General features: G+C 60.2%; 17 protein-coding genes. 9 read left to right on the forward strand and 8 right to left on the reverse strand.

The features are described 5' to 3' along the window. Positions 1-7: 7 nt before the first annotated feature. On the reverse strand, positions 8-415 hold the full coding sequence (locus FF098_RS13920) for an MAPEG family protein (RefSeq protein ID WP_155141633.1): 408 nt from the start codon (positions 413-415) through the stop codon (positions 8-10). Positions 416-510: 95 nt separating this feature from the next. Next, the gene (locus tag FF098_RS13925; protein WP_188544134.1) at positions 511-1,278 is read right to left on the reverse strand and encodes a CPBP family intramembrane glutamic endopeptidase; all 768 of its coding nucleotides are present in this window, start codon (positions 1,276-1,278) and stop codon (positions 511-513) included. Positions 1,279-1,383: 105 nt separating this feature from the next. On the opposite strand from FF098_RS13925, the gene FF098_RS13930 reads away from it, so the two are divergent. Further along, on the forward strand, positions 1,384-2,019 hold the full coding sequence (locus tag FF098_RS13930) for a TetR/AcrR family transcriptional regulator (RefSeq protein WP_155141637.1): 636 nt from the start codon (positions 1,384-1,386) through the stop codon (positions 2,017-2,019). A gap of 16 nt (positions 2,020-2,035) precedes the next feature. Here FF098_RS13930 and FF098_RS13935 read toward each other — a convergent pair whose 3' ends face one another. Beyond that, complete coding sequence (locus tag FF098_RS13935; RefSeq protein WP_155141639.1) at positions 2,036-2,365, reverse strand: HesB/IscA family protein; 330 nt, start codon at positions 2,363-2,365, stop codon at positions 2,036-2,038. Between the two features lie 339 nt (positions 2,366-2,704). Between FF098_RS13935 and FF098_RS13940 the strand changes: the two genes are divergently transcribed. The 8 genes from FF098_RS13940 (at position 2,705) to tatC (ending at position 9,668) form a co-directional block, all read left to right on the forward strand. Continuing rightward, a complete protein-coding gene (locus FF098_RS13940; protein WP_155141641.1) occupies positions 2,705-3,925 on the forward strand; it encodes a deoxyguanosinetriphosphate triphosphohydrolase in 1,221 nt (406 codons plus the stop codon). 143 nt (positions 3,926-4,068) lie between these two features. Continuing rightward, complete coding sequence (locus FF098_RS13945; protein ID WP_155141643.1) at positions 4,069-4,896, forward strand: SPOR domain-containing protein; 828 nt, start codon at positions 4,069-4,071, stop codon at positions 4,894-4,896. Between the two features lie 50 nt (positions 4,897-4,946). Continuing rightward, a complete protein-coding gene (gene nagZ, locus FF098_RS13950) occupies positions 4,947-5,972 on the forward strand; it encodes a beta-N-acetylhexosaminidase (RefSeq protein WP_155141645.1) in 1,026 nt (341 codons plus the stop codon). Between the two features lie 29 nt (positions 5,973-6,001). Beyond that, complete coding sequence (locus FF098_RS13955; protein ID WP_155141647.1) at positions 6,002-6,952, forward strand: segregation and condensation protein A; 951 nt, start codon at positions 6,002-6,004, stop codon at positions 6,950-6,952. A 5-nt stretch (positions 6,953-6,957) separates the two neighbouring features. Further along, the gene (gene scpB, locus FF098_RS13960) at positions 6,958-8,040 is read left to right on the forward strand and encodes an SMC-Scp complex subunit ScpB (protein WP_205967524.1); all 1,083 of its coding nucleotides are present in this window, start codon (positions 6,958-6,960) and stop codon (positions 8,038-8,040) included. Between the two features lie 72 nt (positions 8,041-8,112). Then, positions 8,113-8,358, forward strand: coding sequence for a twin-arginine translocase TatA/TatE family subunit (gene tatA, locus FF098_RS13965; protein WP_155141649.1), 246 nt, complete (start codon positions 8,113-8,115; stop codon positions 8,356-8,358). A 30-nt stretch (positions 8,359-8,388) separates the two neighbouring features. Next, on the forward strand, positions 8,389-8,805 hold the full coding sequence (gene tatB, locus FF098_RS13970; protein ID WP_155141651.1) for a Sec-independent protein translocase protein TatB: 417 nt from the start codon (positions 8,389-8,391) through the stop codon (positions 8,803-8,805). Further along, positions 8,802-9,668 carry a twin-arginine translocase subunit TatC gene (gene tatC / locus FF098_RS13975; RefSeq protein WP_155141652.1) on the forward strand — a complete coding sequence of 289 codons (867 nt, stop codon included), beginning with the start codon at positions 8,802-8,804 and terminating at the stop codon, positions 9,666-9,668. Before tatB ends, tatC begins: the two co-directional genes overlap by 4 nt. A gap of 3 nt (positions 9,669-9,671) precedes the next feature. Here the strand turns inward: tatC and FF098_RS13980 are convergent, their stop codons facing one another. The 5 genes from FF098_RS13980 to FF098_RS14000 all read right to left on the reverse strand — a co-directional run bounded on the left by FF098_RS13980 (position 9,672) and on the right by FF098_RS14000 (position 12,701). Next, on the reverse strand, positions 9,672-9,860 hold the full coding sequence (locus tag FF098_RS13980; RefSeq protein WP_155141654.1) for a hypothetical protein: 189 nt from the start codon (positions 9,858-9,860) through the stop codon (positions 9,672-9,674). Continuing rightward, the gene (locus FF098_RS13985) at positions 9,857-10,273 is read right to left on the reverse strand and encodes a hypothetical protein (RefSeq protein WP_155141656.1); all 417 of its coding nucleotides are present in this window, start codon (positions 10,271-10,273) and stop codon (positions 9,857-9,859) included. Before FF098_RS13985 ends, FF098_RS13980 begins: the two co-directional genes overlap by 4 nt. Next, on the reverse strand, positions 10,270-10,584 hold the full coding sequence (locus FF098_RS13990) for an autorepressor SdpR family transcription factor (RefSeq protein WP_155141657.1): 315 nt from the start codon (positions 10,582-10,584) through the stop codon (positions 10,270-10,272). Before FF098_RS13990 ends, FF098_RS13985 begins: the two co-directional genes overlap by 4 nt. Before the next feature lie 52 nt (positions 10,585-10,636). After that, positions 10,637-11,818, reverse strand: coding sequence for an endo-1,4-beta-xylanase (locus FF098_RS13995; protein WP_155141659.1), 1,182 nt, complete (start codon positions 11,816-11,818; stop codon positions 10,637-10,639). 82 nt (positions 11,819-11,900) lie between these two features. After that, on the reverse strand, positions 11,901-12,701 hold the full coding sequence (locus FF098_RS14000) for a DODA-type extradiol aromatic ring-opening family dioxygenase (protein ID WP_155141661.1): 801 nt from the start codon (positions 12,699-12,701) through the stop codon (positions 11,901-11,903). Between the last annotated feature and the right edge of the window lie 79 nt (positions 12,702-12,780).

Consider the following 12,780-nt stretch of genomic DNA (forward strand, 5'->3'; position numbering starts at 1 on the left):
CTGACTATCAGAAATAGTGGAAGATGAAGAGCACCCACATGGCGATCGCGGCAAGCAGGCTGCCGACAAAGGCCATGAAGCGGTGCATAACGCGGTTGGTGCCGGTGTGGATGATCATGTGGATAATGCGGAAAGCGACGAAGACCCATGCCAGGCCGGTCATCAGTACGCTCGACCCGCCGGTTGTCATATAGAGCAGGATGACGAGATAGAAGAGGATCGGCAGTTCGAACTGGTTGGAATAGCAATTGGCGACCTGCTTCGGCCGATCCGGCCAGATGGAGGAATCCGTGGCCGAGCGCTGGATCATCTCCTTGTCCGACCCGGCAGCCTTGCTGCGCGAGATGGCGACCCAGAACAAAAGGAAGAAGGTCAGGGCGACCTGGACAAGCAGCGGTAGGACGAGGGACATCATGGGCGTTCTTCTCCTGTTCTCCCTACAATGCCCTGTTTTGTGTCGCTGACCAAGCCTTCTGTCGAGGTGTTTTTCCAGTATCCGGTATGAATTTCTTAAGCGGAGCCGATGGCTTCCCCTGCCGGTGGAGCCTTGCCCTGTGCCGTCAGGAAAAACAGCAGGGCGGCAAACAGGTCGACAAGGATGTGGAGCACGATCAGCAGCCAGAGCGGCGCGCCGAGAACGTAGAGAACAGTGATTACTGTGCCGATAATGGCAACCTGCGCCATGCCCTGCGTCCCCTGGTAGGAATGCAGAAGAACAAAGATCGTCAGGGAGGCGAGGGCGGCGGCCCACAGCGGCATTGCCAGCTGTAGCGTACCGATCAGGTAGAAGCGGAAAATGATCTCCTCCGTGATGCCGGCTGTTATGCCAAGCAGGGCGAAGAGCGCCGCGTCGCTGCGCGTTTTCGGCAACAGGGGTACTCGGTCCCGCATGTCGGCCATGGCTTTTTGCCATACTGTTCGTGCGCTCGGGCTGAACAGGATCTGGCCTAGCTGCGAACCGAAATAGAGAATGGTCAGGGCGATGAGGCCAAGGACTGTCAGCGCCTGCCAGCTGACAGGCGCATTGAAACCCCAAGGCACCGGCCCGCGTTCGGCGATGAACCAGACGGAGAGAACGAGGATCGTCGTGCCCCATAGCTGCGCCATGGCAAGCGCATAGCTCTGCTTGCGGGCACCCGGCTTTTGGCCGCGGATGCGGCGATTCTCAAATCTCTCCAGAACCAGACCAACGAAAAACAGGACGATGAGGATATAGCCGATGGCGAACAGGTCGCCGGTCGACAGCGCAGTGAGCGGGTTTGAGAAGCTGGTGCCCATGATCATTCTTTCTCGTTGGCTGCCGTGTTTCGGCCTTGCGACTTCGGAATAACCATCATATGATTGAACATGAATTCAAATTCAATGTTTTCTTTTGAGGATTAAATGGTCAAGCAGGCAAGGGCAGTCCGGACGCGCGAAAAACTGGTAAAGGCGCTGGAAACACTGCTCCGTGAACGGAATTTCGACGGTATCGCCGTCAGCGAAATCGCGGCGGAAGCCGGAGTTGCAGTCGGCTCGGTCTATTCACATTTCAGGAACAAGGAAGCCTTCATGGAGGCGCTGCTTGATGAGCGGGAGGTGAGGCTGAAAGAGCGGCTGGTCCAGGTTGATCCAGTGCAGAGCCGTCAAGTGCTGGCAGAATTAGGCAGCCTTCGGGCGGCAATCGACATGGTCGTGGAAACGGCGTTCGAGCAGGTTCGTGCCGATGCCCCGTTGATCAGGGCCACGCATAATTACAGCGCCCTGCATGGCGGCGAACGCAAGAAGCAGTGGGTAGCGCTGGAGCGGCAGGGCAGCGAAGGCCTTTCGATCCTGTTCGATTTGTACAAGGAAGAAATAAAGCATCGGAACCGCGATCTGGCGATCCGCTTCTTCATGCAGACAATCAACAGCTTTTTTCTGGCTTATTGTCTGGATGAAGACTTCGCGAAATATGCAGGCACAAAGCGCCTGACGGACAGAGAGATCACGGATCAGCTTGCCGTCATGCTGCATGCTTGGCTGACAACGCCTGACTGATCGGATCGCGCCGTTATCAGATCGCGAAAGAGGTGCCGCAGCCGCAATTGGCGCTGGCAATCGGGTTGTTGATCTTGAAGGCCGCGCCAATCAGTTCGTCAGCGAAATCGATTTCCGCGCCGGGCATGTAGCCTTGCGAAACACTATCGACGAGTACCGTCGCGCCATCCTTTTGCAGGACAAGATCATCCTCCTCCTGCTCGGAAACGATGTCGAACGTGTACTGAAAGCCCGAACAGCCGCCGCCGGCGACGGCAATGCGCAGCATGGCACCGTCCGGTTCCTTGGCCAGGATCGCGGCAATGCGCTTTGCGGCGCGGTCAGAAAGGGTGATGGATTCGCTCATGAGACTAGCGGTGATCCCTGCGGTCCGCCCGGATGCGAACGCGCTTTGGCTGCGGTTTCGGGCGTGTGGCAACGAAAACGAACGCAGCGGCGGCGGCGAGGGCGAAAACAGCAAGAACCATATTCAATCTACTCCATCAGGCACTCGCCTAGATATAAGGGCATAGGCTGTGCTTTCAAAGCCTTGGAAGGCAGATAACTCAAACACGACCATGAACGTTCTTTCGCACTGATCCTTTGGCAGCTCCCGCGAATTGGGCTAAGCGACCCATACGCCGGATGCAATCCGGCACTAATGTACATGCTTTGTTCCATTTGCACAACCCCAAAGGCCAGCATCATGGCAGTCCCGTTCCCGGCCCCGATCAAATCCTATGCCTGCGATGCCGCGCAGACCCGTGGCCGCCTCTACGATGAACTGGAGAGCCAGACGCGCTCACCCTTCCAGCGCGATCGCGACCGGGTGGTGCACTCCATCGCCTTCCGCCGGCTGAAGCACAAGACGCAGGTCTTTTTCTATCACGAGGGCGATCATTATCGCACGCGGCTGACCCATTCGCTGGAAGTCGCGCAGGTCGGCCGCTCGCTCGCACGGCTATTGCAGCTGGACGAGGACCTCGCGGAGTGTCTCGCGCTCGCCCACGATCTCGGCCATTCGCCGTTCGGGCATACCGGCGAGGATGTGCTGGAAGAGGTGATGGCCCCCTATGGCGGGTTCGATCATAACGCCCAGACGTTGCGCATCCTGACGAAACTCGAACAGCGCCATGCGGGCTTCCCCGGCCTGAACTTGACCTGGGAAACGCTTGAGGGCGTGGTCAAGCATAACGGCCCGCTGGTCGGACCCGGGGCAGACGAGATCGCGCGCGAGCGCAGGAAGGGCGACAAGGCACCGCCGCTGCCAGCAGCTCTTGCCGAATATGCCGAGCTTCATGATTTGCAGCTTCACACATGGCCCGGGCTTGAGGCGCAATGCGCCGCACTGGCCGATGACATCGCCTACAACAATCACGACGTAGACGACGGCCTGCGCGCCGGGCTGTTCACGCTCGATGAGGCGATGGACGTGCCGCTGATCGGTGACGCGATCCGCGCGACGCGCGAGAAATACCCTGACTGCTCCGAGACGCTTCTCGTGGCCGAGGCCGTCTCCGATATGATCGGCGAAATGGTTGCCGATGTCTTCGACGAGACCAACCGTCGATTGTCGGCGCTGAAGCCCGAAACGCCGGAGGATATCCGCCATGCCGAGCGGGCGATGGTCGCCTTCTCCGACGAGATGTTCGCGAAAGTGACGGAGCTGCGCACCTTCCTGTTCGCGCGGATGTATCGCCACTGGAAAGTGATGCGGGCCCGCTCCCACGCCAAGCGCATTGTGCGTGACCTGTTCGGCGTCTTCATGGAGGAGCCGGAGACCCTGCCGCCTGAATGGCGCCACGCCTGGGCGGATGGCGACGAGCAGAAAAAAGCCCGCGCGATTTGCGATTATATCGCCGGAATGACCGACCGCTTCGCAATCCGCGAGCATCACAAGCTGTTCGACGCCGGTGGGTGGGTTTAAGCGGAGGTGGCGTCATATTGTTGCCAGGGTTTGCGCGTTAACCACTCTCTATAAGAGGTAACTTGCGGTTCGCGTCCGAGTCGCGTTACGGCAAACCATCCATACCCTTAATTTTGGGGCCCATTTTCAGGAAAACCAGCTTCATGGCAGCGATGAGCGAAGATTACAGCGAAGAATACGACGAGTATTATGATGACGAGGAAGGCGAGGGCCCATCCGGCCTGTTGATCCTGGTTGTCGGCCTGCTGATCGTTCTCGTTTTCTGCCTGATCGTCGTTTTTGCCTATAAGCGCGGGATGGCCGTGGGCGAACAGCGCTCCGGCGAGGTGCCGCTGGTGACTGCCGAGGCCGGGCCGGTCAAGACTGAACGCGAGCTGGACCTGCCTGCGGGCACTCGGCCCGAGGTCGAGGACACGTTGTCCGGCAATCCGCCGGCAGAGGTGCTGGTCGATGCCGGTGCCGAGGGCGACCCGCTGGAGAATTACGGCGATACAGTCTCCGCTTCCCAGCAGGTTACCGGCACAGAAACTCCGCCCGCTCAGGCAACGACAGAGCCTGCGCCATCCCAGTCCACAGCGACGACACCGGTGCGCAGCGACCCTGAGCCGATCACGACACAGCCGGTCGAGCAGCCTGCGACGACGCCTGCCCAGACAGCTTCCACGACCCCGGCCCAGACGCCTGCAAGTACGCCATCTACGACAACCGCCCCGGTTTCCGGCACTCATGTCGTGCAGGTCGGCGCGTTTGGCAGCGATGCAGAGGCCAACACCTTCTATGACCGTCTGAACGACCGTTATACCACGCTGATGAGCGGCAAGCGTCCGGACATCCAGGTGGCTGACCTTGGCGACCGCGGTGTCTTCCACCGCCTGCGTATCGGGCCGTTCACGTCCTATGATGCGGCGTCCAACTGGTGCGGCCAGTTGAAGGCGGCAGGCCAGGACTGCCTCGTTCGGGCTGTAGACTGAGCTGACGACGGATCACCCTCAACACCGGCCGTGAGGGTCGGGAGGCTTGCATGAGTAAACCCCAACGCGCCTTCATTGCCGGTTGCGCCGGCCTGTCCCTGAGCGACGAGGAAAAGGCCTTCTTCGAGAAATCGAGGCCTTGGGGCTTCATCCTCTTTGCGCGGAATTGTCAGGACAAGGACCAGATCCGCAAACTCTGCGCCGAGCTGCGCGCGACCATCGGCATCGACAATGCGCCAATCCTGATCGACCAGGAAGGCGGCCGCGTTGCCCGGCTGAAAGAACCGGGATGGCCGAAACGCCCGCCCATGGCCCACTTCGGCGACCTCTACAAGCTGAAGCACGAGAAGGGGGCCGAGGCGGCGTTTCTCGGTGCGCGGCTCATCGCCGAGGACCTGACGGAGGTCGGCGTCAACGTGAACTGCGTGCCAGTGCTGGACGTGCCCCAGCCCGATGCCCACGAAATTATCGGTGACCGCGCTCTGGCGAACCACCCTGACGTTATCGCCAGTCTTGGCCGCGACGTCATCAACGGCTCCATCGCCGGCGGCGTCCTGCCGATCATCAAGCATATTCCGGGGCACGGCCGCGCCATGGCCGACAGCCATCTGGAGCTGCCGGTCGTCACCGCGCCGCTCGAAGACCTGGAAAATGTCGACCTAGTCCCGTTCAAGGCGCTGTCAGACGCGCCGATGGCGATGACTGCCCATGTCATCTACACCGCCTGGGACGCCGACAATTGCGCGACCCTGTCGCCGAAGGTCGTCGGCGATGTTATCCGCCACCATGTCGGGTTCGATGGCCTCCTCATGACCGATGACCTGTCGATGAAGGCGTTGACAGGCTCTTTCGAGGATCGAGCCCGCGCTGCGCTCGCTGCGGGTTGCGATATGCTTCTGCACTGCAATGGCGATATGGCCGAAATGCAGGCGATTGCGTCCGTCGCGCCGGTGCTGGAGGGCAGGGCGCTGGAACGCGCGGAAGCTGCAATGGCGCTTCTGATATCCCAATCGGGCTTCGATCGGGAAAAAGAAGAGGCTCGTTTTGCCCAATTGCTAAAACCTGTCATGGCCTGAGACCGGAATCGGTCTTAAGGTTTCATCGTATGAGTGATGAGCACCAATCCATTGATGAAGCTGTCGAAGACAAGGCTGTCGAAGGCAAAGAGGTATCAGCCGCGCCTGAAGAGGCAGAGGCTGCTTCTGACCCTGCGGCCGAGGGCGAGCAGGGCGAGGACTTCGATGCGCCGGTGCGAGTGAAGCCGGAGGCCGAAGAACTCGATCCCGATGCGCTGATTGTGCGGCTTGAGGCCTATGAAGGCCCGCTCGACATGCTGCTCGACCTGGCTCGTCGCCAGAAGGTCGATTTGCGCCAGATTTCCGTCCTTACCCTTGTCGAGCAATACTTGCTGTTCGTCGAGGAAGCGCGTCAGCGCAAGCTGGAGCTGGCCGCAGACTATCTCGTCATGGCAGCGTGGCTGACTTACCTTAAATCGCGACTTCTCCTGCCCAAGCAGGAAGAGGATGGCGAGGAGCCGACGGCGGACGAGATGGCAGCCCGGCTTGCCTTCCAGTTGCAACGGCTCGAAGCCATGCGCGAGGCAGCGGACAAGATCCTCGAACTGCCCCAGCGCGGCATCAATTTCTTCCCCCGCGGCAATCCGGAGGGCGTGCGCGTTGTGCGCACGACCGAGTGGAACGCGGACATCTATGACCTCTTGAAGGCCTATACCAGCCAGCGGGTGAAGGCCGTCGACGCGACGATCAAATACACCCCGCCAAAGGTTTTCCAGATCGAGGCGGCGCGCGAACGTCTCGGCCGCATTCTCGGCGATATCCCCGACTGGACGGACCTGACCAGCTTGTGGATGGACCAGGAGGTCGATGCGCCGCGCTCGTCGATCATCGCCAGCGCCTTCAACGCCACCCTTGAATATGCCAAGGCCGGCCAGATCGATATCCGCCAGGGTGGCGCCTTCCAGCCGCTCTATCTGCGCAAGCGCGCCGGCGAAGCGCCAGCCGCAGAATCGGCACAAACATTTAATTCGGAGAGTTGAGAGTTATGTCTGGCAAGAACGCCCCGGCAAAGACCATGCAGGAAATGGACGCACAGCAAGTCCAGGCAGCGCTCGCTGAGGCCCTCAATGCAGAGATTGAGGCGGAGATCGAGGCCAAGGATACAGATCTCGCTGAGGATGGCGTCGAGGCAGAGGAAGAGGAGCACCGTGTCGTCTCCATGACCCGCGACGAAGACGATGAGGATAACGAGCTGAAAGAGCTGTTCGGCGACCAGGAAAACCCGTTCGCTGCTGCGGCGGAGTTCGCCGAGCATGTACGCATGACCGAGGCGCTGCTGTTTGCCGCCGTCGAGCCGCTGGACGAGCCGACGATTGCCAAGCGCCTACCGGAGAACGCGGCGATCAAGGACATCCTGGAAGCTCTTCAGAAGCAGTATGAGAATCGCGGCGTAACCCTCTCCAAAACAGGCCGGAAATGGCAGTTCGTTACGGCGCCGGATGTGGCTCACGTGTTGCAGATCGAGCAGGTGCAGCCGAAGAAACTTTCCCGCGCTGCGCTCGAGACTTTGGCGATCATCGCCTATCACCAGCCCTGCACCCGCGCCGAAATCGAGGAAGTACGCGGCGTTGCCGTGTCCGCCGGATCTCTGGACAAACTGCTGGAGATCGGCTGGATCCGCCTGCGCGGGCGCAAGGAAGACACGCCGGGCCGTCCGCTGCTTTACGGGACGAGCCAGGAATTCTTGGAAAATTTCGGCCTTGAGTCCGTGTCTCACCTGCCGGGCATGGCCGACCTGAAGGCTGCAGGGCTGCTCGATGCGCGCCTGCCGCCCGATTTTGTCATCCCGACGCCGAAGGATGGCGACGAGATCGAGACCGATGAAAACGAGCCGCCTGAGACCGATTTCGTGGAGAATTTCCACGAAGCCGATGAAGAGGTCGGCGATAATGCCGATCTTGACGAGGATGGCGAAATTGACGCCGAACTGGCTGATGATTTCGAGGACGGCTTTGAAGAAGACGACCCGGAAGCGGCTGAAATCGTCGAGGAGCCGGCAATGATTGCCGGTGACGACATCGAGGAAGATGAAATCAGCGACGAAGAAGAGTCCGAAGAAGATCGCTAGCGGCATATTGGCATTTGCGCCAGCGCCGCAGGATCGCTACATATCAGGACAACTAACTGAAAAGAGGCTGTTATGGCACCGAGCGCCTGGCAATTAATTCTCGTTGCAGTGATCGCACTGCTGCTTTTTGGCGGTCGCGGCAAGATTTCCTCGATCATGGGTGACTTTGCGAAAGGCATCAAATCCTTCCGCAAGGGCCTTGCCGATGATGACGATGATGAGGACAAGCAGCGCCTCAAGGAAGACAAGTCGACGGTCTATGCCGACGACAAGGTCCACGAGCAGGAGCCCGCCAAGAAGGCCGGTACCTCCGAATAATCTTCACCCAAGGCGAAAGGCGCGCAAGCGATGAGCCTGCTGCCGCAGATCGGTTTTCTCGAGCTAATGGTACTGGCCGTGCTGGCGCTTGTCGTCGTCGGCCCAAAGGACCTGCCCAAACTCATGCGCGGGATCGGCAAGTTCCTGCGCCAGGCCCGCTCCATGGCCGACGAGTTTCGAGCCGGGTTCGACGAGATGGCGCGCGAGAGCGAAATGGCCGAGCTGCGCAACGAGATCGAAAGCCTCAAGAAGAACAATCCTGTCAATGAAGTGAAAAAGGCTGTCGAGGACACGGCGAAACAGGCTGACGCCGACCGCTACCAGCAGGTCAAGGGCACGTCGCCCAAGTCAGGTGCCGATACCAAAGCCGAGCAGGCCGCCGAGCAGAGCGATGCGCCGGTCGCGACTTCCGAGCCTGATGAGAAGAAAGCCGAAGGCGGCGCATGACGGGCAATGATGACGACAAGAAGAGCCAGTCGGCCGACCAGCCGCCTGACATCATTCGCGACGACCCGCATGACTATGAAGATGAGGTAGAGTCGAGTCGTGCGCCGCTTCTCTCCCATCTGATCGAGCTGCGCCGCCGGGTGATCGTGTCAATCGCGGCGATCTTCATCGCCTTCATCGTCTGCTTCATATTCTCCCAGCAGCTCTATGACCTGTTGACTGTGCCCTACATCGACGCGGTCAAGGCACGTAATGCGGGCGAGACGGCGGTGCTGAACTACAAGCCGCTGGAGTTGTTCTTTGCCCGGATCAAGCTGTCCCTGATCGCCGGCATCATGGTCGCGTTCCCGGTCATCGCGCGTGAGCTTTACCTGTTTGTCGCGCCGGGGCTGTACTCGAATGAGAAAAAGGCGATCTATCCATTCCTGATTGCGATTCCGTTCCTGTTCATGGCCGGTCTGGCACTCGTCTATTACCTGATCATGCCCTTCGTCATCCAGTTCGCGCTGTCGATGCAGACCGCGCCGGATACCGGGGCGGAGGTTACCTATAACCTGTTCGTCTTTGTCGGGGATTACCTGTCGCTGATCATGGCGCTTTGCATCGCATTCGGCTTTGCCTTCCAGCTGCCGGTTGTCCTGACGCTGCTCGCCATCGCCGGCATCATCACCGACAAGTCGCTGGTCAGTGCACGGCGCTACGCGATCGTGGGGATATTCCTTGCCGCTGCTTTCCTGACGCCGCCGGACCCGATCAGCCAGATCATCCTCGGCGCCACGCTGTGGGGGCTCTACGAGTTCTCCATCATCGCGGTGCGCATCGTGCAGAAGCGGGTCGAGGCAGAGGAAGCCAACGCCGAATAGGCGTCAGGATTTCTGCCTGGCGATGATCGTGAACCATGTGGTCATCAGGCCGCTGGTAAGAATGAAGCCCGTCACTGTCCACGGAATGCTCTTGTCGCCCCAGATCGTGTCGGCCAGCATCATCAGCATGACCCACAGGATGGCATGAAGGATATGCAGCATGGCGAGGCGAATGCCCTGTTTCTGGTTCATGGTTTCTCTCCTGAGTGTGTCGGTTTCAGCATCAGCCAGCTGGCAAGGGCGAGAAAGAAGGCGGCAAGCCCGATCAGCGCGGCGCCCAGCGGGGCATTCTCGATGGCGGCGAATGCCCACACGCCCATGATGACGACACCGGCAAGGCACAAAATGCGGCCGACCATCAGGTCCGCTCTGGCAAGGGACTTTCGCGGCGCATCCATGAACAGATGCAGGAACCCTGCCTTGGGCATGTAATTGCCCATCAGCACGAGCATGGCCGCGATGCTGACCCCGATTAGCCGTTTCGCCACCCCGCCATCGAGCCAGCCGGTTTCCTTGGCAATGGCTACCGCCATGATGACAGCGATGATCAGGCCGGCGCCAAGGGCGAGGGGCAGGAAGGCTCGTGTGTCATTATCCGTGGTCATGCGGTTTCTCCCTTTTCGGCTGTAGGACTATCCTTGCTGTCACCGGTTTTCAGTTCCCAGCCAAAGGCCTGGGCAAAAGCCAGCAACGCGTCTTCCAGCACTGACAGCTGTAACTCGTACACGACCTGCTTGCCCTCGCGCTCGCTGGTGACGAGGCCTGCCTCGCGCAGCACGGCGAAATGGCCGGACATGGTCGGCTTGGAAATGTTGAAATGTTCAGCCAGATCGCCGGCATTGCGCGGACCGCCCTTGAGCAGCTCCAGCACCTTGCGGCGGGTCGGGTCGGACAGGGCCTTGAAAACAGTGCTCATGTTTTGTTATTTAGCAAAACGACAAAATGAAGTCAACTGTTATCGGTTTTGTTTACGTCCTCACACTCGTCGCTTCAAACGATGCGAGGATCGCTTCTGCCATCGGCGTCGGGTCGTAATTGTCGTCGAACGGCGTCGGGCGATTGGCGAGGCCATCGCTGCGCGGGGCAAAGCTCTGCAGCCATGAATACTGATGGACGAGGCCCCAGACCACGCAATCCCTGACCTGCGGATAATCGAACATCAGGTCGAGATAGGCGGTCGTGACCTCCGCGACGCGTTCGTCCCGTGTGGCAATGTTTGCGGGCAGCTGGGCATCATTGATATCGAATTCGGTGATGACGAGGTCGAGCCCCATCCCGGTGACCTCGTCGAGGAAGGTACGCCATGCTGTCTCGTCGGCACCGAAGCCGCTGGCGTTTCCGCCCCAGACATGGCTCTGCACGCCCAGCGCATCGATCGGCGTTCCTCGGGCGACCATCCCCTCCAGCAGGCGCAGCACACCGTCGCGGTGGTTGACGCCGTTACCCCAACTCATGAAGTCATTGTAGACCAGCTGGGCATTGGGCAACTCGGCCCGCGCCGTGTTGAACGCGATGTCGAGTACCGTCTCCATGGAGCCGAGAGTGCGCGAGAACGGCGAGGAGCGATACGCGCCCGTACCCGGATCGACCGCCTCGTTGACCACATCCCAGGAGGTGATCTGCCCGCCATAGCGTCTGGCGACTGTCTGGATATGGTCGGTCAGCAGGCGCTCCGCCTCTCGTGCCGGGTCCGCGCCGAAATCATAGGTGTCGAACCAGTCAGGATAGCGTTCCTGATCTTCCCAGAGCAGCGTATGGAAGCGGATTTCAATGTTTTCGCTCGCCGCAAAATCCGTCAACCGGTCGCCATCGCCGAAATTGAAGATGTCCGGCGTCGGGCGGATCGATTCCCATTTGTGGGAATATTCCGCGACCAGATTATTGCAATGCTCGGTGACCAGTGCCCTGTAATTGGCATCGCCAGACGTATTGGTGTCCATGGCCGTGCCAAAGGTCATGTTCTTCGCCGCTGCGGCCGCGCGGATAGGATCGATCCCGGCTGGTGGCGGCGGAGGTGGAGGAGGCGGTGTCGGGGTTGGCGTCGTCGAACCACCGGAGCTGCTGCCACCGCCGCCACAGGCGGAGGTCAGTCCAGCGGCAGACAAGGCAGACAGTTGCGCCAGCAGGCTGCGGCGAGAAAGCCTTTTCATGATAATTCTCCCTGAGCAAACGCCGTGTTTTCCGGCTTATGGTAAGGGTATCATAAAAAGACCGTCGGTCTATTGCCCTTCGTCATTGCCAGAGAACAGCGATGGCGCGGTGGCGGATGAGCGGCTCGTCAAAAATGATTTCCGCTGTCTGGCCTGCCGCGCTCGCAAACCCGGCGCAGACATGCAAGGGCAGCAAATGTTCCTCCCGCGGCTGGCACACCCTCGCATCCGGCGCTTCGTCCCAGGCGGCAAGCGCCTGTTCACGGGCCGCTGGGGTGAGACCGGTAGAGGTCAGTATCTCGACCAGCCAGTCATGGAAATTCTCGCTGGCCACCATGCTTTCCCGCGTCGGTCTGAAAAAGGATCGCATGTTGTGAAAAGACAGGCCCGACCCGAGGATCAGCACATTGCGCTCTTTCAGGAAGGACAGCGCCTTGCCTTCGGCCAGATGCAGGCCTGCATCGAGGCTTGAAGACAGGGAGACCGTCAGCACCGGGATATCCGCTTTCGGATACATCAGCATCAGCGGCACGAAGACGCCGTGATCAAACCCTGCATCAGGATCGATCCGGGCGGCGACGCCTGCCTGCGCCAGATGGTCGGCCACCTCGGCGGCCAGTGCCGGCGCGCCCGGCGCATCATAGCGGTACTCATAGGTCTCCGCCGGGAAACCGTTATAGTCGTAAATCATGTCCGGTTTTTCAGCACCGCCGATGATGATCTCCGGCCCTTCATGGTGGGCGGAGATGAGGACGATGGCATCCGGCCTCGGCAGGCGGTCTGGCAGGGTGCGCAGGAAAGCGGTCAGTCCGGCGTGCTGCGGATCGCCCAGAAGGGGCAGCGGGCCGCCGCCATGGGGAATGAATATCGTCTTTGCGGTCATGGGGGCGTCCTTTCCCGTGGTTCGTCTGCTGAACAGAATATCTGCCTCCTCCCTGCGCGATACAATCGGCGCTTTCAGG

It is taken from the genome of Aquisalinus luteolus (assembly GCF_009712425.2).
Taxonomy (GTDB): Bacteria; Pseudomonadota; Alphaproteobacteria; order Caulobacterales; family Parvularculaceae; genus Aquisalinus; species Aquisalinus luteolus.

What these genes read in the sequence shown, in the direction of transcription:
- FF098_RS13945 (WP_155141643.1), top strand. Translation starts at nt 4,069, where the DNA reads ATGGCAGCGATGAGCGAAGATTACAGCGAAGAATACGACGAGTATTAT.
- FF098_RS13930 (WP_155141637.1), top strand. Translation starts at nt 1,384, where the DNA reads ATGGTCAAGCAGGCAAGGGCAGTCCGGACGCGCGAAAAACTGGTAAAG.
- FF098_RS13985 (WP_155141656.1), bottom strand. Translation starts at nt 10,273, where the DNA reads ATGACCACGGATAATGACACACGAGCCTTCCTGCCCCTCGCCCTTGGC.
- FF098_RS13925 (WP_188544134.1), bottom strand. Translation starts at nt 1,278, where the DNA reads ATGGGCACCAGCTTCTCAAACCCGCTCACTGCGCTGTCGACCGGCGAC.
- FF098_RS13995 (WP_155141659.1), bottom strand. Translation starts at nt 11,818, where the DNA reads ATGAAAAGGCTTTCTCGCCGCAGCCTGCTGGCGCAACTGTCTGCCTTG.
- FF098_RS14000 (WP_155141661.1), bottom strand. Translation starts at nt 12,701, where the DNA reads ATGACCGCAAAGACGATATTCATTCCCCATGGCGGCGGCCCGCTGCCC.
- FF098_RS13920 (WP_155141633.1), bottom strand. Translation starts at nt 415, where the DNA reads ATGATGTCCCTCGTCCTACCGCTGCTTGTCCAGGTCGCCCTGACCTTC.
- FF098_RS13980 (WP_155141654.1), bottom strand. Translation starts at nt 9,860, where the DNA reads ATGAACCAGAAACAGGGCATTCGCCTCGCCATGCTGCATATCCTTCAT.
- FF098_RS13940 (WP_155141641.1), top strand. Translation starts at nt 2,705, where the DNA reads ATGGCAGTCCCGTTCCCGGCCCCGATCAAATCCTATGCCTGCGATGCC.
- tatB (WP_155141651.1), top strand. Translation starts at nt 8,389, where the DNA reads ATGAGCCTGCTGCCGCAGATCGGTTTTCTCGAGCTAATGGTACTGGCC.
- scpB (WP_205967524.1), top strand. Translation starts at nt 6,958, where the DNA reads ATGTCTGGCAAGAACGCCCCGGCAAAGACCATGCAGGAAATGGACGCA.
- FF098_RS13990 (WP_155141657.1), bottom strand. Translation starts at nt 10,584, where the DNA reads ATGAGCACTGTTTTCAAGGCCCTGTCCGACCCGACCCGCCGCAAGGTG.
- tatC (WP_155141652.1), top strand. Translation starts at nt 8,802, where the DNA reads ATGACGGGCAATGATGACGACAAGAAGAGCCAGTCGGCCGACCAGCCG.
- FF098_RS13935 (WP_155141639.1), bottom strand. Translation starts at nt 2,365, where the DNA reads ATGAGCGAATCCATCACCCTTTCTGACCGCGCCGCAAAGCGCATTGCC.
- tatA (WP_155141649.1), top strand. Translation starts at nt 8,113, where the DNA reads ATGGCACCGAGCGCCTGGCAATTAATTCTCGTTGCAGTGATCGCACTG.
- FF098_RS13955 (WP_155141647.1), top strand. Translation starts at nt 6,002, where the DNA reads ATGAGTGATGAGCACCAATCCATTGATGAAGCTGTCGAAGACAAGGCT.
- nagZ (WP_155141645.1), top strand. Translation starts at nt 4,947, where the DNA reads ATGAGTAAACCCCAACGCGCCTTCATTGCCGGTTGCGCCGGCCTGTCC.